Below are 20,556 nucleotides of genomic sequence, written 5' to 3'. Positions count from 1 at the left end.
TAAAAGACTTCCAAGTTTCACTTATTATTACCTGTTAAAAACTCCTTTATTTTGTGGTTTATAATTTTGAAATACTGATGTTAAAATTGGTATTTTTGCCTATGCAAAACAACGTCCTTATTTTAGACTTCGGGTCTCAATACACACAGTTAATAGCGCGTCGTGTGCGCGAGCTTAACATCTACTCAGAAATTAAACCGTATAATAATCCTCCTAAAGATTTATCAAGCTATAAAGCTGTGATCTTATCTGGATCACCGCATTCAGTAAGAGGAGATAATCCGCCGCATCCAGATCTCTCTGAAATTAAAGGGAAGAAACCATTATTAGGTGTTTGTTATGGAGCTCAATATTTAGCACATTTTCATGGCGGAGAAGTAGGACAATCAAATACACGTGAATATGGAAGAGCCAATCTTTCGATGGTCAAAGAAGGCGAACCTTTTTTAGAAGGTGTTTCTAGTAATAGTCAAGTATGGATGAGTCATAGTGATACGATAAAACAACTTCCAGAAGGTGCTGTTCGTATCGCTTCTACACATGATGTTGAAAATGCAGGATATCGTATTGAAGGAGAAGATACCTATGCCATTCAGTTTCATCCCGAAGTATATCACTCTACAGATGGAAAAAAAATATTAGAAAATTTTTTAGTCAAAATCGCTGGTGTTGCCCAGACATGGACGCCTGACGCGTTTGTAGAGACTACGGTTGCAGACCTAAAATCAAAAATAGGTGACGATCGCGTGATCCTTGGACTCTCTGGTGGCGTAGATAGTACAGTGGCTGCAACATTATTACATAAAGCGATTGGAGAAAACTTACACTGTATTTTTGTAAATAACGGTTTACTACGTAAAAATGAATACACAGATGTATTAAAACAATATGAAGGGTTAGGACTGAATGTAAAAGGAGTAGATGCTTCGGCACGCTTCTTGGATGCACTAGAAGGAGAAAGTGACCCAGAAGCTAAACGTAAAGCCATTGGACGTGTTTTTGTAGAGGTTTTTGATGATGAAAGTAAACTGGTAGAAAATGCTACTTGGTTAGCTCAAGGAACCATTTATCCAGATGTGATAGAATCTGTAAGTGCTACCGGAGGACCAAGCGCTACGATAAAATCGCATCATAATGTAGGAGGATTACCTGACTATATGAAACTGAAAGTAGTGGAGCCATTGCGTATGATATTTAAAGATGAAGTGCGTAGAGTAGGAGCAAGTATGGGATTATCGGCAGAATTACTCGGTAGACATCCATTTCCAGGTCCTGGATTGGCAATACGTATTCTCGGCGATATCACTCCAGAAAAAGTACGTATATTACAGGAAGTAGATCATATATTTATCAATGGTCTTAGAGAGTGGGGATTGTATGATAAGGTATGGCAAGCGGGAGCAATGTTACTTCCAGTTAACTCTGTTGGCGTGATGGGAGATGAGCGTACGTATGAAAAATGTGTTGCGCTAAGAGCCGTAGAAAGTACCGATGGAATGACAGCAGATTGGGTACACCTGCCTTATGAATTTATGCAGAAAGTGTCAAATGATATAATAAACAAAGTAAAAGGCGTTAATAGAGTAGTATACGATATTAGCTCTAAACCGCCAGCCACCATCGAGTGGGAATAAACCAAAATTATGAAATTGAAACATCTTTTTTTAGTATGTATATGTGTGGTGTCGTTCGCTTTCGCGAAAGCGGAATCAGCAACACCTGCATTTTTTCAAGAATTTATTTCACATCAAGTAGCCAAAGGAGAAACCTTATATAGTATCGCTCGAAAGTATAAGCTTACCGAAAAAGATATTATTAAATTGAATCCTGATGCAAAGGAGCGAGTCTATGAAGGACTCGTACTTATCTTGCCTGAATCTGCAACAGCTTCAAAAGAAACAGCAACTCCACAAGAAGACGTTCGTTTTAAAACACATAAAGTAAGACGTAAAGAAACATTATATAGTATTTCTAAGAAATATAATGTCACACAAGATGCTATTAAGAAATACAATAAGCGTTTATATAGCGAGACCTTGCGCAAAGGAGATAAAATAAGAATCCCTTTAAATTATGTAGGTGTTGTAGAAGAGAAAGTAACGATCACTAATACGGGTGGCGGGATTTCTCAAGAAGAAGCACCAAAAGATGGAGGAGCAGCATTTGTATCTTATACTGTAAAAGCGAAAGAAACGAAGTATGGTATTGCACGCTTATATGGTATTACGATTGCAGAACTAGAAACGATGAATCCAGAAATGAAAGATGGATTGAAAGTAGGGCAGACTATTAAAGTACCTAATACGACAGTAGAAAAGAATGATACCGCTGTAATTAATGAAGAGGTATATGCTTTTTATGAAGTAAAAAAAGGAAATACCATCTATAGTTTACTTAAAGAATTTAATATAAGCGCAGACAAGTTAGTCGAACTTAATCCTACAGTAGGCGATGGACTCAAAGAAGGAATGATCCTTAAAGTGCCAAAAGGGGTTTCTGGAACGATCTCAAATACTACGGCAGATGCAGGTACGACCATTGAGATGGCTGCAAATACAACTAAAGGAAGTTTACTAGATAGCTTATCTGACTATTCTACTAAGAAAGTAGTACTTATGTTGCCTTTTGGGGTTAATCGTACTACGGCAGATTCACTAGCTAATGCAGAAGATGTGATTAAAAGTGATAGAGCACTTAGAATTTCATTAGATTTTTATAGTGGTGTTTTAGTAGCATTAGACCATGCAAAACAACAAGGAATTTCTACAGATTTACAAGTGTATGATACAGAATATGTACGTGGCGATGGACCTGCTACCAATGCTAGAAAAGTAGAACGCCTTATTTCATCTAATGATTTTTCTGGTGTAGATGTAGTCATCGGACCATTATTAGCCAGTAATTTTAATAGAGCATCTACGTTATTGGCACGTCAGAGAGTTCCTTTAATTTCTCCTATAACACAGCGTGTTGATTTTAGATCTAATGTATTCCAGTCTAGACCCAGTGAAGCACAATTACGTGAGGTCATGATAGATTATTTAAAACCTAGAGCAGCGGGAAAAAACATCATCATTATAGCAGATAAAAAAAATGGAAAGGTAAAGACGAAGTTACAGTCATTATTTCCTAGTGCAAAAGTTGTCACGATTAGAGAAGGTGATAATGGGCCTTACTTAGGACAATATGATGTTACAGATAAGATCTCTGAATTTCAAGAAAATTGGATCATTTTAGAAACGAATGATGTACCACTTATAAGTTCCGTTACCACAAAGCTTACGACCTTACTCACGACACGTAAAGTGACCTTGTTTACAACATATAAAGGAACAGCTTATGATAGTGATGCAATACAGCATATGGATTTAATGCATCTTCATTTTCATTACCCTTCTATGAATAAAGAATATACATATAGCGCTACAAAAGAGTTTGTAGATACGTATGAAGATCGGTATGATATTACGCCTAGTAAAGAAGCAATACGTGGGTATGATATTATGTATGATACCTTATTACGTCTTGCTTTTGCAGAAAACTTATATGACGCAGCAAAATCTGGTATAGAAACAAATTATATAGAAAATAAATTCCGATATGATCAAAAGAGCTCAGGCGGATTTTATAACAATGCGATATATCTTATAAAATATTCTGAAGGACTTATGCTTGAAGAAGTTTCTCGAGAAAATCCTGAGGAAGTAGAAGACTAATAAAAAAATGTCGATAACAAACAAAAAGGCTGTTACACATGTAACAGCCTTTTTGTTTGCTTAGTTTATTAGGTTTTTATAAACCTCCGTTAGCTTGTAAATCAGCGATACATAACGGATCAAATTCTGGGATGGTTGCAACATCACTCGTATTAAAAATACTCGTTACTGTTTGGAAAAACATTAAACATCCTTCTACATTACAGTGTCTCTCATTATCTTCATCTTCATGATCTGACGTAAGTGGTGTTCCTGAATTTACAAGTCCAAATATATGTCCAAACTCATGACGTAGTGTAGATGTTTCTAATAATGTTCTATTAATAGGTGTGTTAGAATTGTTTGCAAGATCTATAAATGTTTTTTCATAGATAACCATAGACGTATTACGATAAGCAGTACCTAATACAAATGAATTTCCAGAATTGGAAGCCGAAATACCATCAGAGAAAAATACCCATACCCCAATCTCATCACCATCATTAAATACGGTACGATTTGCATCTTCAATAGCAACAATCTCGTTAATATCATATGGTGCTGTTTCTGTGGGTGTAATCACACGTTCTTCAATCCTAACTCCATCGGGTTTATCTAGTCTAGATTCAAGAAAACTTTGAATAAGATCTATCGTTTGTTGTGTAGGTCTAAAACCTTCTACATAGGCAAGCTCCAACCGTAAACTTGTAAAATCGGTAGCAGCCAAAAGATTATTTGCTGAAGTTCCTAATGGCTGTTGATTTGCTTCAGCATTTGGATTTGTATCAGGAGGTGTTCCTTCATCGTCATTTCCGCACCCTACAACGGTAAAAGCCACGCATAATAGTGTTATGATCGGGAGTCTTAATCTTTTCAATATCATTTTTATATATTTAAGCTTCTAATTTAATCGTAAAAATGATGAAAAAATTACTTTTTGTACTATTTTTTTTAAGTTCATTACATTTTAATGCCCAAGAATCTACCTATCATGGAGATGTTTTAAGGTATCTTACTATGAATGGAACTGCAAATCAATATAGTGCAGCAATAGATCAATTGTTTGAACTATTAGGAAAACAATACAAAGATCAAAATGTATCAAGTGATGTATGGAGTGAGCTTAAAAAAGAAACAACACCAGAGTTAAATAAAATTTTAAATATGTTGGTCTCTGCATACAGAGGAACCTATGAGCATGACGATATCAAAAACATGATTGCGTTTTATGAAACTCCTACTGGAAAACAATTATTAGCAGATAAAACAGCATTAGACTACGAACAACAGAAGCAAGCTTCTGTATTTTATAATTCGCCAACAGGTCAAAAGATATTGACATCAGAACAACAAATAGCACGTCGAGTAGGGGAAGTATCCGAAATTTGGAGTCGCGATTTATACAGAGGTCTTGTAGATAAACTAGCAGAAAAAGGCTATGTTATGCAACAGTAAGTCGTGCTAGATAATCATAATGTTCACCCTCTAAAATGAGCTCGCAATTGAGCTCATTTTTTTTTGCGTAAAGACTAAGTGTGTCAAAGTCCAAATACAACCATTTAAAATCTTTAGAGCGCTGCCCTTTATAACTCATGCCCATAGTCACTTCGCCATAATACGCATTATGAATATCTATCCAATATCCACCATCATCGGTTTCAAACATATATTTTATATCAGATCCGTCTATTAGAATTTGTCCGTTTGGACGAAGTAATTTCTTTATATGTTGTAGATAACTATCCACTTTAGAAATCTCTTCAAAAATTCCTGTGCCATTCATAAGAATGAGTAAGGTATCGTAAGTATCTTTATGATCTAGAATGTGGGTTGTTAGGGTGCTTTTGATCATACGCTTTCGCGAAAGCGTACGACACCCCTTTGAAATATCAAGAGCCGTTACATCTATCCCGTTTTCTTGTAACCAAAGACTGTGACTCCCAGCACCACTTCCTACATCTAACGTTTTGCCTTTACACAATTGTAATGCTTTTTGCTCTATCAAAGGCATCTCATCATAGCTGCGGAATAAATAAGGAATAGGAATGACATCATCTTCGGCAATAGAAGAATGTACAATAATATCTTCAGAATATTGCTTGTCAAAGTAATCATTGACGGCTTGTCCAAATATGTCTATATCCATAAAATAGTGCTTACATTTGTGTTATGGAAGACTTGCTAAAATCTTTACCACAGCTTGCCAAAGATAAACATAACGAGAACAAAAAGTTCTTTGCAAAGTTGCGTAAAAAACCACCTAAGAAGTTAGACTATATCATGCAAGAATTGCATGAGGAAGAATTTGAGCGTACCGATTGTCTGGAATGCGCAAATTGCTGTAAAACTACGGGACCGTTATTTACAGATAAGGATATTACACGTATATCAAAGCATTTTAGAATGAAAGAGCAGGCTTTTATTGATACGTATTTGCGTATTGATGAAGATAATGACTATGTATTACAAAGTGTACCATGTACTTTTTTAGGAGCCGATAACTATTGTTCTATTTATGATGTGAGACCGAAGGCGTGTAGAGAATTTCCGCATACAGATCGTAAAAAATTTCAACAAATTTCTAATCTTACTTTAAAGAATGTAGCCATGTGTCCAGCGGCATTTAATATTGTAGAAGAGATGAAACGTAGAATTCCTAAATAAGACGTATTTAGTTTAACTGATTATTAAAATACGTAAGTACATCGTTAAGTGCTTCTTTTGTAGGGTGTCCCGCTTCATCTACAAAATCTAGTGTTAGTATAGAATGTCCGTCTCCAGGCAACTCGTGAAGAATAATGCGTTCTCTGTCTGCATTAAATGTTTTTCTATAAACATCAAACCGTTGTGCAGTACATATTTTATCTCCTTGTATTCGTGCGCAATGCATAGGACCAATGTCATCTAATCTATTTTTGACATCCGTAATTTCTTTCGCACTCATATGTATATGATTCTGCTTCATTAGTGGTAATGATGGCTGACTCGCAAATCCAGCGAGTACCGCTTCATTTGCCATTAGTGAAATTGCAAAATTTCCAGTGAGACACATTCCAATCACGGCAACACCAGGTACTTGGTGTTTTTCTTTGGTGTGCGTACAGAGATCAGATAAAAAATCGACGATGGGACTTGATTCATTTTTTGCAAATACACGAAATTGCTTACGCATACAGAACACTTTAAGGGTATTTAGCACCATGGAAGTTTTTCCAATTTTCCCAAAGAGATGAGGTAATACTACTGTATATCCTTCACTTACAAACATATCTGCAAGCGCTAATGTCTCTTGACCTATACCAGGTAGCTCTTGTATAAGAATGAGTACTTTAGGTCCATTGCCTTGCGTATATACGTCATGCGTAACCGTTTTACCATTACGTAATGTACTCGTAAACGTTTCTTTTTGGTATGCTTCTATTTGTGTGATGGAACTCATAATAAGATAGGTTTTGTATATCTTTATAGCACTTTATAGATAAATGATCTTGTTTAAATATACTCATAATATTGTATAAGTCATTTAATGAAAGCATATTAGAGCTTGAGTAATCTATATACTATGCGTTTTCGCTATCTGCAATGATCTTTCGAATCCAATCATTTGGAATCATATCAATAGTGAGGTTAATACGTTCTTCATTACCATTATTAATCACTCTATGTGGATCTGTAAGACGTAAATACCAACATTCCCCCGGTTTCATAGGAACCGTTGTATTGTTAAGATAAAATTCTACCTGATCATTATTAAGAATAGGTACTGTAAGCCGAATCACAGATCGCTCTACTTCTAAGCCTAAGGTAGGATCTGTATGCTCTCTAACCGTTGAGTTCGGAGCCAACCTAAGCAAGCGTACTAAGGTTACTTTGGTATGCTCTTTAAATGTATTGATGATACTTTGAAAGTATGGAGATGCATTCATCGCTGGTGTATCCATCCAATCAGTCCATGAACCATCAGCATAGTCCATAGCAGGAGGAGGGAAAGGAAGCGTTGTGTCTACTTCATGCGCAGGCGCACGTAATGGAATTACATTGTAATACTCAAATTGTCCAAACTGTAAACTTTTAAATTCTTCTAGCATTTTTGACGTGTCAAATGCAAAAGGGAGTTTAATTCTATCTTTTGTTTGTGTAACTGTAGTATCCATATTGAGTATTAAAATCGTTAGTTAATTATGAAGCATTAAAATACACATTATATACACCTTTTTACCCCCGTAAATCTACCTGATTTTAAAATATACGTATTATTAACTCTTTAATTCTCCAGAGTGACGATGAATTCTGTGTAATTCATACACAGCACTATCAGGATTTAAAACCCTTTTATCTGCTGCTGCCATCGATAGTTTTGCTCAAATGACTGCTCGTTTGTAAAAATCATCATATATACTTGATACCAGTTGATTTTCTAAAAGATCTGCTATGATATTTGATATTTTTGCAAAACGAATGGTCGTATTTGTATTACCGTATAACTACTTTATTTTAAATTAAAACTATGAAATATACTATATACGCTTTCGTGAAAGCATATAATGCATTAACATTTTTGCATAAGATCATTTAGTACATTCGTAAGACTAAAAAACGAATATTGTATGACAGATACAGGGACCCATCAAGAGGAAACGCTTTTAAAAAAGGCAGGTTATCGCTTCTTATTTCTATATGTTGTTTTGTATATATATCCCTATGGATTTGAATATATTCAGGAGTTAACTGCCAGTGATATTTCTTTTTGGGAAGGGATTACGGTTTGGTTTGGCGAGACGGTTTTTGGCTGGGAGTTTAACAGGTCTAATCTCATGAATGGGTTTGATTCTAAGTATGATTACAGTCGTTTTTCGCTGATAGCCGTACTATCTGTTATAGGAACAGCAATTTGGGTATTTATAGATGCAAAACGCAATGCATCATATACTCAAAAACTGAAAGTACTTCTGTATACGATATTGCGATATCACGTAGGACTTACCCTCATTCTTTATGGCCTTGCAAAAGTATTTATGCTGCAATTTGGAGAGATGGATTTAAATCGATTAGAAGGAACAATAGGTAGTCATAATGGGATGAGTTACTTATGGACGTTTATGAGTTATTCTAAGTTTTATACCATGACGAGTGGATGGATAGAGGTAATAGGAGGTTTGTTTTTACTATTTAGAAAAACCACCTTTATAGGAGCGATTATTCTGTTTATTGCGATGGCCAATGTAGTCTTGATAGATATAGGGTATGATGTACGTGTCAAGATGTTTGCGATACATTTATTTTTAATGACGTTATTGCTTCTTGCCTATGATCACAAGCGATTAGTTCGCTTTATGATTCTCAACCAATCGACTCAGCCCAATGTACTTCCTTCCTTGTTTACTACTCAAAAATCTAAAAGGATTGGACATGTTTTTAAAGGGGTGTTGCTCGTGTATACTTTAATTTCGTTTGGGTTCCATCTTTCAGGTCGTATAGATAGCCAAACGGCTAATAAATATCCTTCTCTAACAGGCCATCATACGATTAAAATGCTTATTAAAAATGGGGATACCCTATCATTAGATAAAAGTAATACTGTTTGGAAATCTATTGTTATAAATGGGAGTTCTTATCTTCCAGAAACCCTTACGATGGGAAAAGAGAATAATTTTAAGGACTATTTTTCTTTTAAAGCAGATACGCTTGCACACACCTTAACGTTTCACCCCATGCGAGGAGATACCAATGACATTTACCAATTTAGATATAAGAAAGAATCAGATTGGACTTACATTTTTGAAGGCACTCATCGACAAGATACCTTCTGGATTAAAACAACAGCTAAGACATTTAAAGACTATCCACTTACATCAAAAGGGATTAAATGGATTACTGATTTGGAATAAGTTCTTGTTTGGTTTCGCTTTCGCGAAATCGAACCTGTGAGACCTGCCTGTAGACAGGCAGGTTCACGACCGTAGGGAGAGCGTAGCGTTAAAGCGTATACAACAATCCCATATTTATAAACAACTTATTCGTTTTTTACTTCTTCTTGAGAAATCCCCATCAATCTTGATGTAGTTACAAATACCTCTTTCCAAGATAAAGCTGTATTTGCGAGGGTGACAACCACTGTTTTTGTACTTGGTATGATAAAGAGTTGTGATGCAGATCCTGATTGTTCGCCACTATGACCAATGATAGCGCCTTCATTGGGTTTTGGGTTGTATAAAAACCAACCAAAACCATATGCATTTGCTTCTTTTTCTAGGCTATGATGCTGTCTCATCAAATCTAAAGTGCTTTCTGAAACTAGGGTATTTTCTAAAACAGCATTTCCAAAAAGAAGGATGTCTTCTAATGTGGTATAAAAACCACCCCCAGGGATTCTATTACTTAGATTATTTGGAGTTGATTTTTTTATTTTTCCTTTTCTACGATGATACAATTCTGATTTGCCAGTCATGGTAACTCCATATTTTTCGATACCCGTATGTTTCATACCTGCTTTATCCCAAATGTTCTTTTGCATATATGCTCCGTAAGTACTTCCAGAAACTTTCTCAATAAGTAGTCCTAAAACGGTATATCCATAGGTCGTATAGCTAAAGCGAGCGCCTGGCTCAAAAAGAAGTTTTCTGTTTTTAAATACATCGACAGCATCTGCCATTGTCGCATATTCTTTTGTGTTTTGTGCTTCCTTACCATTTTTATAACCATTAATACCAGAGGTGTGTGATAATAGATGTCTTGTCGTAATCTGTGTCTTCTTTTGCGTAGGATACTCAGGAAGGTAGGTTTGTATAGGTTTGTCAATATCTATAAGACCTTGTTCTACCAATTGCATCACAGCTAGTGCAGTCATTGATTTAGCAATAGACGCAGGTCTTGTGATGGTGGTTATTTCCATCTCTTTCTTGTTCTCAAGATCTGCATATCCTTTTGCCGATTGCCATTTTGTGTCTCCGTTTACAGAATATCCAGCAACAAGACCTACAACGATGTTCTCTGATATAAGTGTTGTTACTAAAGAGTCGGCTTTTTTATGTTGTGTTTGTGCACTAGTAGTGTGTAAAATAAATAAGGCGCTTATGAGTAAAAAATACTTTTGCATGATTTGATTTTTTAAAATTAAATGATGTTTCAAAAGTATACGTAAAAACAATCAAAACTCCCTATTTTAAAGGGTTAGGGGTGAAGTATTCGTTTTTAGGGATGAATGATTTAGATCTAAAACGGCTTGTTTGTATTTTTTTGAAACAGGAATTTCACTTTGAGTCAATCCTAATAATGTAGCACTTTTCCATTCTTTAAAATGAATAGGGTTGATAAGGTGAGAACGATGCACTCGTAACAGACTCGGAATTTCTTCCTGTATATTTTTTAAGGTATTCCGCAATAGTTTTTTTTGAAGTAGATTTCCTTTGAGGTAACTCACCTCTATATAATTATCGGCACTAGAAATACTAATAAGATCAGAAGGATAGATCTGTAAAATATCTAATTTGTTTTCTCCCGTTATTGTAATTTTTGAAATAGGTTTAGTAGGCGCTTTTCTATTAAGAAACCATCTCGAAAAAATTAAAATGGATAATAAAATGAAACAAATAGGCGTATAGACTTCCAAAGAAAATTTAGAAAAAGAATAATCTCCATTAATGATTCCAGTCTTATAATACCAGAAACTACCTATAAGGACAAGAATATTAAAAACAAAAATAAAAAGGATTTCAGAAATAAGCGTCCAACGGTTCTTCGTCCTAAATATCCAATTTTGCAAAGGAATAAGCACCATATAACCTATAAATGAGATCACGCCATAAAAGGGTAGTATTTGTACTCTAATCATAAAAGATAGATCTGAAGCGTCAAAAGGTGCAATAAGAACTAAAAAGACGACTAACCATAGGCTTATGATAGCTCCTATCATCATATGAAATTTATAAGATGTATATAGCGGTAATGATTGTGCCATGAGTTGTATACTGTACTAAAGGATATTTTTTAATAGCCTCATTATAGACTAAATGTAACCTATCTTCTTTTCAAATTTAGATTATTTTTTTTCAAAATGGATAGAAAATTGAGACAGGGTGTTTGCTATCACTTTATGCGTATAAAAAAAACCACTTCAAAATATGAAGTGGTTTTGTTGTATATATGTATGTGTCTTTAGCAATTTTCTCCGTTTACATCACAACTATCTCCTTCGGTAGCGTTTTCTAATGTTGAAATTTGCTTAAAGGCATCTAAAAACACTTCTGAAGGTTGTGCACCACTAATACCATATTTGTTATTAATAATAAAGAAAGGGACACCAGAGACGCCTCGTTCTTGATATTGAGCAATCTTTTGTTGTATCGCGTTTCCTAGTTCTTTGTTTTGGATGATACTTTGTACTTTTTCTGCATTCCAACCAAATTCAGCACCAATATTTTCTAATATTTGTGTGTCATTAAGATGTAAGGTTTCTACAAAATAGGCTTTTAAGAAACGCTCTTTTAATTCATTCTTAAAGCCTTCTTGTCCAGCAACAGCTAGCATTTGATGTAAAGGCAATGTATTTACAGCAAGCCAGGTATCGCCAAAGTCAAAATCAATACCTTCTTCTTTTCCTACATTGGTTAAGTGATCAGTCATTTGTTGTGCACGCTCAACATCTCCGAATTTGTTTCCTAAATACGTATCTCTATTCAACCCTTCTGTTGGCATACTAGGATCTAATTGATACGGATGCCATTCTACTTCTACAGGTGCACCATCCCATTCTGCAAGCGCTTTTTCAAGTCTACGTTTCCCTACATAACACCATGGACAGGCTACATCTGAAACAATATCAATCTTTATAGGTGTTTGTGCTGAGGTATTCATATACTGTTTATTAAGGTTACAAACAGCTTAGTAGGGGAGTGGTGTAATTCCTTACGTGATCCTACATAGGTTACTTTTTCCATATGGTTTTCAATTAACTCTTTATAATATCTAAAATAAAAGCTTTTAGTTTTTCTGATGGGATTGTATCTATTATATGTTGTGTTTCCTCTAAAATATGTAATTCGCCGTTTGGTAATGCAGCTGCACTTTCTTTAGATTCTTCAATACTGACCATATGATCTTTAGTACCAATTCCTATACTTACCTTGTGTTGTATTTGTGTGAGTTCTTGCGTTGTTATTTTTGCCCCATTCCCTAGCTCATACATCATGGTTGCTGTTTTACGCATCACATCTTTCCAATCATTCTTTGTGTGTATCGCTGCTAACTTTTGAGCAAAAGCAGGTACTTTTTCTTCTATTTTTTCAGGATTGAGCATTTTGATTTCGTTGGCTGCACTTTCAGGAGTCCATAAAAATTTAGTGCCTAATGTAAAAATATGATCGACCCGTTCTGGTTGACTCTTAGCTAACTGTAATGCCACATAACCACCCATGCTATACCCAAATAGATGTGCTTTAGAAATATGATGTTCTTGTAAATACTCAATGACATTCGTTGCAAATAACCTCATGCTAAAAGGAGCAGATGAAGCCTTATCTCCATGTCCTTCAAAGTTTAGTGTGTGTACGTCAAAATCATTAGACAACAGTTCTTTTAGATCCTTAAATTGCTCTTTTGATCCTAATGCCCCGTGAAGTAATACTAAGGGTTGATTCATATAATATTCATTTTGAGTACAATATAAAGGATTTCTTACAGGTTACGCTTTCGCGAAAGCGTATAAGCAAGAATAGTTATATGAGTGTTTAAAGCGTTATGGACGACTTTCTCTTTTCTTTCGTTTTGCGGCCTCTATATAAATGGTCCTCATAAACATAAATGGATGAGAAGGATTAAGATCTACCGCTTCAAGTCTATGTATTGACGACGTGTACTTTTCATTAAAATCATCAATAATTGCTAAAAAGAATAAGGAGGGCATATGTGTTCCATCTTTTGAGAGGCATTTTTTGAAATTCTTTTCTGCTTTTTTATGTTTGCCTTTAGATAAATAATAAGCACCTATTTCCCATTGTATGTCTGGCTGCCAATCTTTTTTCTTAAATAAACGTTTTAAGGAATCTACTCTTTTTTTGTTTAAGTCTTTCCCTAAATTGGAGACCATTTCTTTTTTGGTTTTTTCCATAAACTCGAAATAAGTATCGCAAGAGTTTATTAAGGGTTCTTGTACATCATTCATTAACTGTTGTCCTATTTCAGAACCTATTTTATAACCGTTTTGATAATTAGAACTCGTATCGAGGGTATCTATATGTAGTTTTTTAAATTCCTCCCTTACCGCTTCTTCTAAGATGGGAGTATATGGTTCTGAAGAAAAGTCAAAACACGTTTTTAATAACTCAAAATTTACGTTTTCTGTTTGTGGAGCTTCTTCATAGCAATTACAAATTAAAGAGGTTAATTTTTCTTTAGGTGTTTGACTACTCATGCTGTTTGCAATGAGAAGAAATAGGATACAGATGTTAAATTTCATGTATGAGTATTAGATGGTTTTGTGTGCTTTGTGTTTCACGTATTATTTTCAAATGTAGTATTTCTTGATATTACCATCACAGTATTATAGTTTGCGATTACTTAATAGGAATACAAAGATCTACGATAAACTTATTCTCAGGATGCTGTCTAAAATCATTGTGATAGATTTCATAAGGGTTTTCTTGGCTTTTCTTATATCCGTTTTCATTCATCCAAACAAAAAGACCTGTCCACGATTTTTCAAATTCGTCAGGGGCAATTTCAAAACGGCCCACAATACAGGTTCCTTTATGGATGGTTAGTTTTTGGATTTCTCCTTCAGCTTCAAAAGGAGTATTAGTAATCAAAAAGATACTCATACGTACTTTGTCTGGAGCTGTCACTTTTATACTATCATAAAAAACTCTACCTAGTTTTGCTTCAGGATGATTTAATAGGCTTTTTGAGTTTGCCCATTTTATAATTTTTTCAAAAGCATGTTCAACACCTTGTATTCCAATATGTGTTACTCCGGCAAGTTGTAATGTAGGAGTTTCTTTAATTTCAATAGTAGCATTCATGTCTATCCAGTTTTTAAGATTTGTAATGGTACAAATGTATTTTTCATAATCTGGGTAGACTTGACCGTTCTTGCTTTGTACTTGTCTAATCTTGCTAAATCTATTTGGATGTTCTTTTTTAAAAAGGGAAGGTGAGACTCCATAAAACTTTTTAAAGGCTCTAGTGAAAGAAGAATTGTCTTTAAAGCCTAACGATAGTGCAATGTCTGTAATGGGAGTATGGGAATGTAATAGGGCAGAGGCTGCTTTTTCTAATCGTTTTCTAGTGACGTATTCATTAACGGTCTCGTTTGTAATAAATTTAAATATTCTATGAAAATGATACGAAGAGAAGAATGCAATTTCAGAAAGCTGTTGCAAGGATAAGTCACTATCTAGATTTTCATCAATGAACTGAAACACTCGGTTGATTCTGCTTTTATAATCGCTTTCTATTTTTTGGTTAGATATGTTCATTCTTTATGGTGTACAAATTACTATTGATGTAATTGAAAAATGAGTTTTATGTATTCATTATACGCTTTCGCGAAAGCGTATAAAATAGTATTTGCGTTGTGTTATATCCTTACTCATACTACGTACAACTTGTTATCAATTGGATGTAGTATCAGGCCTTATTTTCTTTTCTGAAATGGACATCACGATACTTTTTGGGATGTTATTTTGTTCCATTAATGTCGGATTTAATTTCTCTGAAATTCCAAGAGCTTCCCAAATCATCTTTTTTATTTCCTCTTTTGGGAAAGCTTGAAAATCTTTTACAGAAATATGTCGTATTAGCTTTCCTTTTCCATTAAGTTTTACTGTTGTTGGTGTTAATTCTGCACCTCGATTGAAACCGAAATTTACGTGTTGAGAATACAGTGCGATATGGCAAAATGCGTCTTTGAGCTTTTCTGATTTTGAGTACGCAATAGCTACCGCATTATAATTGTCCCAAATCAATTCGTTTGCTTGTGGGGCTGTATTCGTTATAAAATTCCGCAATTCCATAGCAGTTTTTTGAATTTCTTCGCTGTATGGAGCTATAAATTCTTTAAGTTGTGGGTTTGGTATCATTTTTTGATTTTTCACAGTAAAAAAACGATTCAGTTTCGCTGTTGCAGAAATATAATTAATTTTCGTTTATTCTTATGTTAGAAATTCTAAAGTAATTAACCGTATATGGTATTTTACATTGTTTATTAGTTTCTTCTATAGTTTTGTCTGGCACTTTAACCGTCTATTGAAGGTTTGCGTAGATAGGTGAAATACGTTTCGCTATTTGAACGTTTGAGTCTTTAGGAGCTCGCCAGCTTCATTATAAACTTTCCAAGTGCCCTTCTTTTTACCATGTTCAAAACGACCTTCGTCCCAGAGTTGACCATTGGTATGGTATCGTTTCCAGACACCGTGCTTTTGCTCTTTATCGTTAAAGCCACCCGTTCCCCGCGGTTCCCCATTCTTGAAAAACCATTTCCACTTGCCAACGATTTTCCCGTCTTTGAAGCTACCAGAAGATTGCATCTGGCCATTATTGAGAAAGTACGTCCATTTTCCTGATTTCTTTCCGTTGTCAAACTCCCCTTGGCAAGAGATAAGGCCGTTCTTAAAGAATAGCTTAAAAGGTCCGTTTTTAGGATTTCCGTGCTCATCGATTCCAGAGATGTCTTTCATAAGGATTCTTTTTATTGCTTACGGGTTTCGTATAGCTATCAGTTATATATATACGTTAATTTTTCGATTGAATCTCTACCGTTTAATGATTCTGTAACCTATATTTTAAAAGTCAAATCAGTATTATTTACCTCTATTACTTCTCCAATAAAAATACATTCAGAATTTTCTAATTCCGCTTTTTGGGAATCGAAAAGCCTCTTTATTCCACATTCGCAGGCAAAGCTGTTTAGTGAAAGTAGAATGAATACTATTGTTAAGTGCTTTTTAATAGCTTCGGTTTTTAGCTTGTCGCTAAGGGATTTATTTATGATTCGTAACTAAATTAGTAAAATTGAACGATCCAGAAGAAAATTCATAGAATTTTCCGAGAAGGCAAGTAGTGAGCAATTGACTATGCAAGTTGTTGCAATAGTTACTTTTTGTAGACTCCACTTTTAAGTTCTAGTTCACCGCTTTTTAAATGTGTCAAGAGATTCATTAATTTCGTTTTAGTAGTGTCACCCATAAGAACATTCAGTCCCATTTTTGGCGGTCCAAATTCTTTTAACTTTGCAACAAGCGTTTCAAAAAAAATTATTCCTGCTTGTGTTTGGTCTGTAGATAGCTCTCTCGTTAATCCAAGCTCTATTAAATATTTATCCATTTCTTCTGCCTTAAATAAGAAACTATGATTACTTACACTCGCCCAAGGCATAGGATAATTAATTGTACCATTCTCCTTTCTTAGAATCTCGTAAAATAGGAAGTATCCATCCGTTTTTAAAACGCGGTTAATTTCTGAATAGAATTTCTTCTTGTTTGGAATATTCATTTGAACGTGTTGTGTCCACACAACATCAAAAGTTTTGTCTTCGAATGGTAGTTCAGTAGCGTTTCCTTGAATAAACGTTGTTTTATCTTTTAAATTAACGAGTTCAGATAGCTTAGTGGCTGTTCGGATATATTCATTGCTTAAGTCTATTCCAGTAGTTTGACACTTGTATTCATCTGCCAGCATTCTGCAAGGTCCACCTAAGCCACAACCTACATCAAGAACATCTAATCCGTTAATTTTAATGCTATTAGCAAGTTCTTTAGAAACAACGGCTCCTCGAACATGAAACTCATCAGTACCTGAAATATCAGATCTTTTTACATTATCTAGAGCAATATTTTGTTTTATTAAACGGTTGATGATATCTTCATATAGTCCCGCTTTTAGATAATGATTTTCTATGCTTTTATTTAAACTATCCATTTAATTAGATTTACATAGGTTTTAATTATTGCCAACATTATAATATAAGAATAGTAAGACTGAAAATTGACATTCCATTCTGTTGGATACAGGCCATTTTTATTTTATGTTTTTACAATGTACGTTTTAAAAGCTAAAACAAAAAAATGCGATATAGCAAAAGAGCGATTAATTTCGTAAAAGAAACTAATCGCCCTACTATTTTATTCGTCCTTATCTACAGCCCTTTTCGAACTGTTCAATTGTATGACTTATTTCTTTTGCGTTGCCATATCAGTTATAATCTGCCATTTGTTTTCCGTATTTTGAACAAGCAAAAAAGTTACAAACTGCCCACTTTTTTCTGCTTTAAGTTCTGCTCTAACTGTTGCTGAATGTTCGGTAATATTGATGCTATTATAAATTACGTCATATTTTGTTCCACCAATAAACTCATAAAGGTCAACTGCTCCTGAAATAATAAAATAAATTCCGTGATTATAATTTCCAGATTTAAGTAGAAAATCTTTTTTTGAAAATTCATTGTATTCGCAAACTTTAAGAAACTCTGAAAATTTCGAGTCGTTTAACTTATTGAATTTATCTAATGTTTGTCGAAGAGAGATTTCGTTTTCAGTATGCATAAAGTTGTTTAGTCATTAAATTAACAATAATAGCGATACTCAAAATAATTATTTGTGATTTTGGTCACAATCTATACTATTATACTAGAAGTTAGATTTAAGAATGGATTTTTTGATTGAAGAGAACGCCCCTTGTATGAAGAGCCTGCTAACTCTCTTGTCTAACTAAGTTACAAAAAGTGTTATAGTAAGGTCTAATTCAAGCTATCTCATGAAGTGAAAAAGAGCAGATTATTTATACAAAATGTTATACACTAACCAAACTGAAAATCCGCGAGGATTTTCAGAAGTGGACGAAAACAAGCAATTACTTATTTCCACTGTTAATTATAGTATTTAATTATTTTTCTTTTATATAATTTTCAAATTCCTCTGTGTATGGTCTCTGATACTTTTCATAGGGCTTATGAAGTTTTCCAATTCCATATTTGGCAAGCTCAAAAGCCTTGTCTTTATCATCATTTAAGTCAGCGTGTTTAAACACAAAGTAAATTGATGGGAAAATATCTTCATAAAACTCTCTATGGAATGAAGGAAAACCAGTCTTTGGGTCTTGAATTCCATATTTTAAATTCTCAAAAGTTTCGATTGTAATTTTTGACAAGATTGAATCAAGATTTTCAAATTGTTTGAAATATGGAATACCTTTTTCTAAAATAATTCGATAGATATCTTCTAAAACCGTTTTATTATCGTCTTTATTTGATTTAAATGCCCAATGCCAAACAGATGTGTTAATTGGTGATAACCTTTTACTGAATTCGCAATATTTTGCACTTTTACTTTTGTTGAATTTAAAATGTTTTGGCGGATATGTTATTCTTTTAACTTTTACTAATAAGTCAACTTGAGTTCCACCGCCATTTCTGTCAGGAAAAAAATTGATGAAATAAAATGCGCTATCATCTTCTTTATAGAATTTATAGTCCTTTCCAGTAAATCCTTGATTAGCGATTAGTGGTTGAAAATATTTATTTATACATTCTTTGAAATCAGTATTTGTAAATTCTTTTGATTTTCGCCAAGTCTCAATTGGTACATTAATCCAGCCAATTCCAAGATCTGTGCTTTCAATTTCTTTTCCAATAAGTTTCTTGTCCTTACTAAAATGATATTTTAATATGTCTTCGTCTATTTTTCTTTTAAAGAACATATGTTTTTAGTTTTCATATTATAAAGAACGGTATATCTAAATAAATTTGTTGTGTTTATGTATAATTGATAGATATCTTTTGTTATAGCCTGCCTTCATTTTCTTTTTAATAAATACATATTCTCATTAAGGATTAAATCTCCATTTTCAATCTTATCTTTTGGGCTATATTTCTTTGACAATGAAACATAATCTTCACGCTCAATTAATTCATAGGATGGAATTGATTTATAGTAATTTGTTGGTAAAGTAAGATATTCAAATTTACTGTTTAGATTTACTTCCTCATCAAAAAAATGAACCAGCCTTTTAAAACATGCCGTATCTACTATGCTTTCTAAAAATGAAACACTTCCTAAATAACTTCCTGGTGTCTGGATTTCACTAATTAATTCAAATAATTCGTTTGTAATTGCTTTACTCAAGAAGAAAAGGACTCCTTCTAATATGACAAACGAAGGTCTACCATTTATTATTGATTTTATTTCTTCCGATAGTTCTTTCTTTTCTAAATTAAAATCTTTTGCTATGTAATGAATTTGTCGATCAGGCAATTTTCCTGACTTCATTAACTTTTGGACTTTAGTTTTTTTGTGATTTATTATATCCTTCTTATCTATTTCAATATTTATTAAATCATTTTCAAATATAAATGGATACATACTAAAACCACATCCAAGATTTACTAAGACTTCGATCTCCTTATTTTCTTTCAATCTTTTTATTGTTTCATAAAAGTATCTATTCCTTAAGCAATGTGTATAAGGTTCTTCATTTGATACTTTTTCTAAATAGCTCTTTATCCATTTATCTGTTTTAGAATTCTTCCAATATTTTGAATAAACGTCTTTACTTAATTCTTCATTTGAAGCTCTGTAGGTTGCTGTAACGAATGCTGTCTCATGTATTTGTAGTGTGTCTTTCATCGTTTTTCTTTTTGATTGACTATCGTTCTATGCTATGAGTAGTTACGTTTATTAAATTATAATTTTTAATCGGTTAAGGAAATATGTTATAGGTGTAAGAAGTTTCATTTTCTTAACTATTAAAACAATTACTTATAGCCTATGTGTCTGTTGCACAAGTTTTGTTAAAAATACGGTAGTAGTGGTCAAAAGAGTATTGACCCTGTTGTGTTTTTTAAGTTTTGTTTAGTGGGTTATTTAGAGAATCT

General features: G+C 33.8%; 21 protein-coding genes. 5 read left to right on the top strand and 16 right to left on the bottom strand.

Annotated features, from left to right (window positions below):
* The first annotated feature begins 101 nt into the window (after positions 1-101).
* Together guaA and Q1A60_RS17800 are read left to right on the top strand one after the other, a co-directional pair.
* Positions 102-1,634, top strand: a complete 1,533-nt coding sequence (gene guaA, locus Q1A60_RS17805; RefSeq protein ID WP_299767662.1) for a glutamine-hydrolyzing GMP synthase — start codon at positions 102-104, stop codon at positions 1,632-1,634.
* Between the two features lie 9 nt (positions 1,635-1,643).
* Positions 1,644-3,716: a LysM peptidoglycan-binding domain-containing protein gene (locus Q1A60_RS17800; protein ID WP_299767661.1), complete on the top strand. Its 2,073-nt coding sequence runs from the start codon at positions 1,644-1,646 to the stop codon at positions 3,714-3,716.
* Positions 3,717-3,792: 76 nt separating this feature from the next.
* Here Q1A60_RS17800 and Q1A60_RS17795 read toward each other — a convergent pair whose 3' ends face one another.
* On the bottom strand, positions 3,793-4,533 hold the full coding sequence (locus Q1A60_RS17795; RefSeq protein ID WP_299767660.1) for a membrane metalloprotease: 741 nt from the start codon (positions 4,531-4,533) through the stop codon (positions 3,793-3,795).
* Between the two features lie 83 nt (positions 4,534-4,616).
* On the opposite strand from Q1A60_RS17795, the gene Q1A60_RS17790 reads away from it, so the two are divergent.
* Positions 4,617-5,150: a DUF2059 domain-containing protein gene (locus Q1A60_RS17790; protein ID WP_299767659.1), complete on the top strand. Its 534-nt coding sequence runs from the start codon at positions 4,617-4,619 to the stop codon at positions 5,148-5,150.
* On the opposite strand, the gene Q1A60_RS17785 is transcribed toward Q1A60_RS17790, so the two are convergent.
* On the bottom strand, positions 5,137-5,841 hold the full coding sequence (locus Q1A60_RS17785) for a methyltransferase domain-containing protein (RefSeq protein WP_299767658.1): 705 nt from the start codon (positions 5,839-5,841) through the stop codon (positions 5,137-5,139). The genes Q1A60_RS17790 and Q1A60_RS17785 overlap by 14 nt on opposite strands.
* 23 nt (positions 5,842-5,864) lie before the next feature.
* Between Q1A60_RS17785 and Q1A60_RS17780 the strand changes: the two genes are divergently transcribed.
* The gene (locus Q1A60_RS17780) at positions 5,865-6,359 is read left to right on the top strand and encodes a YkgJ family cysteine cluster protein (protein WP_299767657.1); all 495 of its coding nucleotides are present in this window, start codon (positions 5,865-5,867) and stop codon (positions 6,357-6,359) included.
* 7 nt (positions 6,360-6,366) lie between these two features.
* Here the strand turns inward: Q1A60_RS17780 and Q1A60_RS17775 are convergent, their stop codons facing one another.
* Together Q1A60_RS17775 and Q1A60_RS17770 are read right to left on the bottom strand one after the other, a co-directional pair.
* Positions 6,367-7,134: a dienelactone hydrolase family protein gene (locus Q1A60_RS17775; protein ID WP_299767656.1), complete on the bottom strand. Its 768-nt coding sequence runs from the start codon at positions 7,132-7,134 to the stop codon at positions 6,367-6,369.
* A gap of 121 nt (positions 7,135-7,255) precedes the next feature.
* Positions 7,256-7,849, bottom strand: a complete 594-nt coding sequence (locus Q1A60_RS17770) for an aspartyl/asparaginyl beta-hydroxylase domain-containing protein (protein WP_299767655.1) — start codon at positions 7,847-7,849, stop codon at positions 7,256-7,258.
* A gap of 453 nt (positions 7,850-8,302) precedes the next feature.
* Between Q1A60_RS17770 and Q1A60_RS17765 the strand changes: the two genes are divergently transcribed.
* Complete coding sequence (locus Q1A60_RS17765; RefSeq protein WP_299767654.1) at positions 8,303-9,583, top strand: DoxX family protein; 1,281 nt, start codon at positions 8,303-8,305, stop codon at positions 9,581-9,583.
* A gap of 125 nt (positions 9,584-9,708) precedes the next feature.
* On the opposite strand, the gene Q1A60_RS17760 is transcribed toward Q1A60_RS17765, so the two are convergent.
* The 12 genes from Q1A60_RS17760 to Q1A60_RS17705 form a co-directional block, all read right to left on the bottom strand.
* Complete coding sequence (locus tag Q1A60_RS17760; protein ID WP_299767653.1) at positions 9,709-10,791, bottom strand: serine hydrolase domain-containing protein; 1,083 nt, start codon at positions 10,789-10,791, stop codon at positions 9,709-9,711.
* A 66-nt stretch (positions 10,792-10,857) separates the two neighbouring features.
* Positions 10,858-11,652, bottom strand: a complete 795-nt coding sequence (locus Q1A60_RS17755; protein WP_299767652.1) for a LytTR family DNA-binding domain-containing protein — start codon at positions 11,650-11,652, stop codon at positions 10,858-10,860.
* A gap of 197 nt (positions 11,653-11,849) precedes the next feature.
* A complete protein-coding gene (locus Q1A60_RS17750) occupies positions 11,850-12,548 on the bottom strand; it encodes a DsbA family oxidoreductase (protein WP_299767651.1) in 699 nt (232 codons plus the stop codon).
* Between the two features lie 94 nt (positions 12,549-12,642).
* Entirely contained in the window at positions 12,643-13,332 is a 690-nt protein-coding gene (locus Q1A60_RS17745) for an alpha/beta hydrolase (RefSeq protein ID WP_299767650.1), read from the bottom strand.
* Between the two features lie 96 nt (positions 13,333-13,428).
* Positions 13,429-14,148, bottom strand: coding sequence for a hypothetical protein (locus tag Q1A60_RS17740; RefSeq protein WP_299767649.1), 720 nt, complete (start codon positions 14,146-14,148; stop codon positions 13,429-13,431).
* A gap of 97 nt (positions 14,149-14,245) precedes the next feature.
* Positions 14,246-15,166 (bottom strand): AraC family transcriptional regulator, encoded by a 921-nt coding sequence (locus tag Q1A60_RS17735; protein ID WP_299767648.1) that lies wholly within the window; start codon positions 15,164-15,166, stop codon positions 14,246-14,248.
* A 135-nt stretch (positions 15,167-15,301) separates the two neighbouring features.
* Entirely contained in the window at positions 15,302-15,769 is a 468-nt protein-coding gene (locus Q1A60_RS17730; RefSeq protein WP_299767647.1) for a DUF1801 domain-containing protein, read from the bottom strand.
* A gap of 201 nt (positions 15,770-15,970) precedes the next feature.
* Positions 15,971-16,366, bottom strand: coding sequence for a hypothetical protein (locus Q1A60_RS17725; protein WP_299767646.1), 396 nt, complete (start codon positions 16,364-16,366; stop codon positions 15,971-15,973).
* 415 nt (positions 16,367-16,781) lie between these two features.
* A complete protein-coding gene (locus tag Q1A60_RS17720) occupies positions 16,782-17,606 on the bottom strand; it encodes a class I SAM-dependent methyltransferase (protein WP_299767645.1) in 825 nt (274 codons plus the stop codon).
* A 251-nt stretch (positions 17,607-17,857) separates the two neighbouring features.
* Complete coding sequence (locus Q1A60_RS17715; protein ID WP_299767644.1) at positions 17,858-18,229, bottom strand: hypothetical protein; 372 nt, start codon at positions 18,227-18,229, stop codon at positions 17,858-17,860.
* 340 nt (positions 18,230-18,569) lie between these two features.
* Positions 18,570-19,382, bottom strand: coding sequence for a hypothetical protein (locus tag Q1A60_RS17710; RefSeq protein ID WP_299767643.1), 813 nt, complete (start codon positions 19,380-19,382; stop codon positions 18,570-18,572).
* Positions 19,383-19,477: 95 nt separating this feature from the next.
* Positions 19,478-20,308, bottom strand: a complete 831-nt coding sequence (locus Q1A60_RS17705; RefSeq protein WP_299767642.1) for a class I SAM-dependent methyltransferase — start codon at positions 20,306-20,308, stop codon at positions 19,478-19,480.
* Positions 20,309-20,556: the final 248 nt, after the last annotated feature.

The sequence above is a fragment of the uncultured Dokdonia sp. genome, assembly GCF_947492535.1.
GTDB lineage: Bacteria > Bacteroidota > Bacteroidia > Flavobacteriales > Flavobacteriaceae > Dokdonia.
The sequence above is the reverse complement of the archived record's forward strand: the minus strand, read 5'-3'. Positions and strand labels throughout refer to the sequence as shown.

Bases quoted from the DNA above. Each gene is read 5' to 3' on its own strand.
- guaA (WP_299767662.1), top strand. From the start codon at position 102: ATGCAAAACAACGTCCTTATTTTAGACTTCGGGTCTCAATACACACAG.
- Q1A60_RS17800 (WP_299767661.1), top strand. From the start codon at position 1,644: ATGAAATTGAAACATCTTTTTTTAGTATGTATATGTGTGGTGTCGTTC.
- Q1A60_RS17790 (WP_299767659.1), top strand. From the start codon at position 4,617: ATGAAAAAATTACTTTTTGTACTATTTTTTTTAAGTTCATTACATTTT.
- Q1A60_RS17785 (WP_299767658.1), bottom strand. From the start codon at position 5,841: ATGGATATAGACATATTTGGACAAGCCGTCAATGATTACTTTGACAAG.
- Q1A60_RS17780 (WP_299767657.1), top strand. From the start codon at position 5,865: ATGGAAGACTTGCTAAAATCTTTACCACAGCTTGCCAAAGATAAACAT.
- Q1A60_RS17775 (WP_299767656.1), bottom strand. From the start codon at position 7,134: ATGAGTTCCATCACACAAATAGAAGCATACCAAAAAGAAACGTTTACG.
- Q1A60_RS17770 (WP_299767655.1), bottom strand. From the start codon at position 7,849: ATGGATACTACAGTTACACAAACAAAAGATAGAATTAAACTCCCTTTT.
- Q1A60_RS17765 (WP_299767654.1), top strand. From the start codon at position 8,303: ATGACAGATACAGGGACCCATCAAGAGGAAACGCTTTTAAAAAAGGCA.
- Q1A60_RS17760 (WP_299767653.1), bottom strand. From the start codon at position 10,791: ATGCAAAAGTATTTTTTACTCATAAGCGCCTTATTTATTTTACACACT.
- Q1A60_RS17755 (WP_299767652.1), bottom strand. From the start codon at position 11,652: ATGGCACAATCATTACCGCTATATACATCTTATAAATTTCATATGATG.
- Q1A60_RS17750 (WP_299767651.1), bottom strand. From the start codon at position 12,548: ATGAATACCTCAGCACAAACACCTATAAAGATTGATATTGTTTCAGAT.
- Q1A60_RS17745 (WP_299767650.1), bottom strand. From the start codon at position 13,332: ATGAATCAACCCTTAGTATTACTTCACGGGGCATTAGGATCAAAAGAG.
- Q1A60_RS17740 (WP_299767649.1), bottom strand. From the start codon at position 14,148: ATGAAATTTAACATCTGTATCCTATTTCTTCTCATTGCAAACAGCATG.
- Q1A60_RS17735 (WP_299767648.1), bottom strand. From the start codon at position 15,166: ATGAACATATCTAACCAAAAAATAGAAAGCGATTATAAAAGCAGAATC.
- Q1A60_RS17730 (WP_299767647.1), bottom strand. From the start codon at position 15,769: ATGATACCAAACCCACAACTTAAAGAATTTATAGCTCCATACAGCGAA.
- Q1A60_RS17725 (WP_299767646.1), bottom strand. From the start codon at position 16,366: ATGAAAGACATCTCTGGAATCGATGAGCACGGAAATCCTAAAAACGGA.
- Q1A60_RS17720 (WP_299767645.1), bottom strand. From the start codon at position 17,606: ATGGATAGTTTAAATAAAAGCATAGAAAATCATTATCTAAAAGCGGGA.
- Q1A60_RS17715 (WP_299767644.1), bottom strand. From the start codon at position 18,229: ATGCATACTGAAAACGAAATCTCTCTTCGACAAACATTAGATAAATTC.
- Q1A60_RS17710 (WP_299767643.1), bottom strand. From the start codon at position 19,382: ATGTTCTTTAAAAGAAAAATAGACGAAGACATATTAAAATATCATTTT.
- Q1A60_RS17705 (WP_299767642.1), bottom strand. From the start codon at position 20,308: ATGAAAGACACACTACAAATACATGAGACAGCATTCGTTACAGCAACC.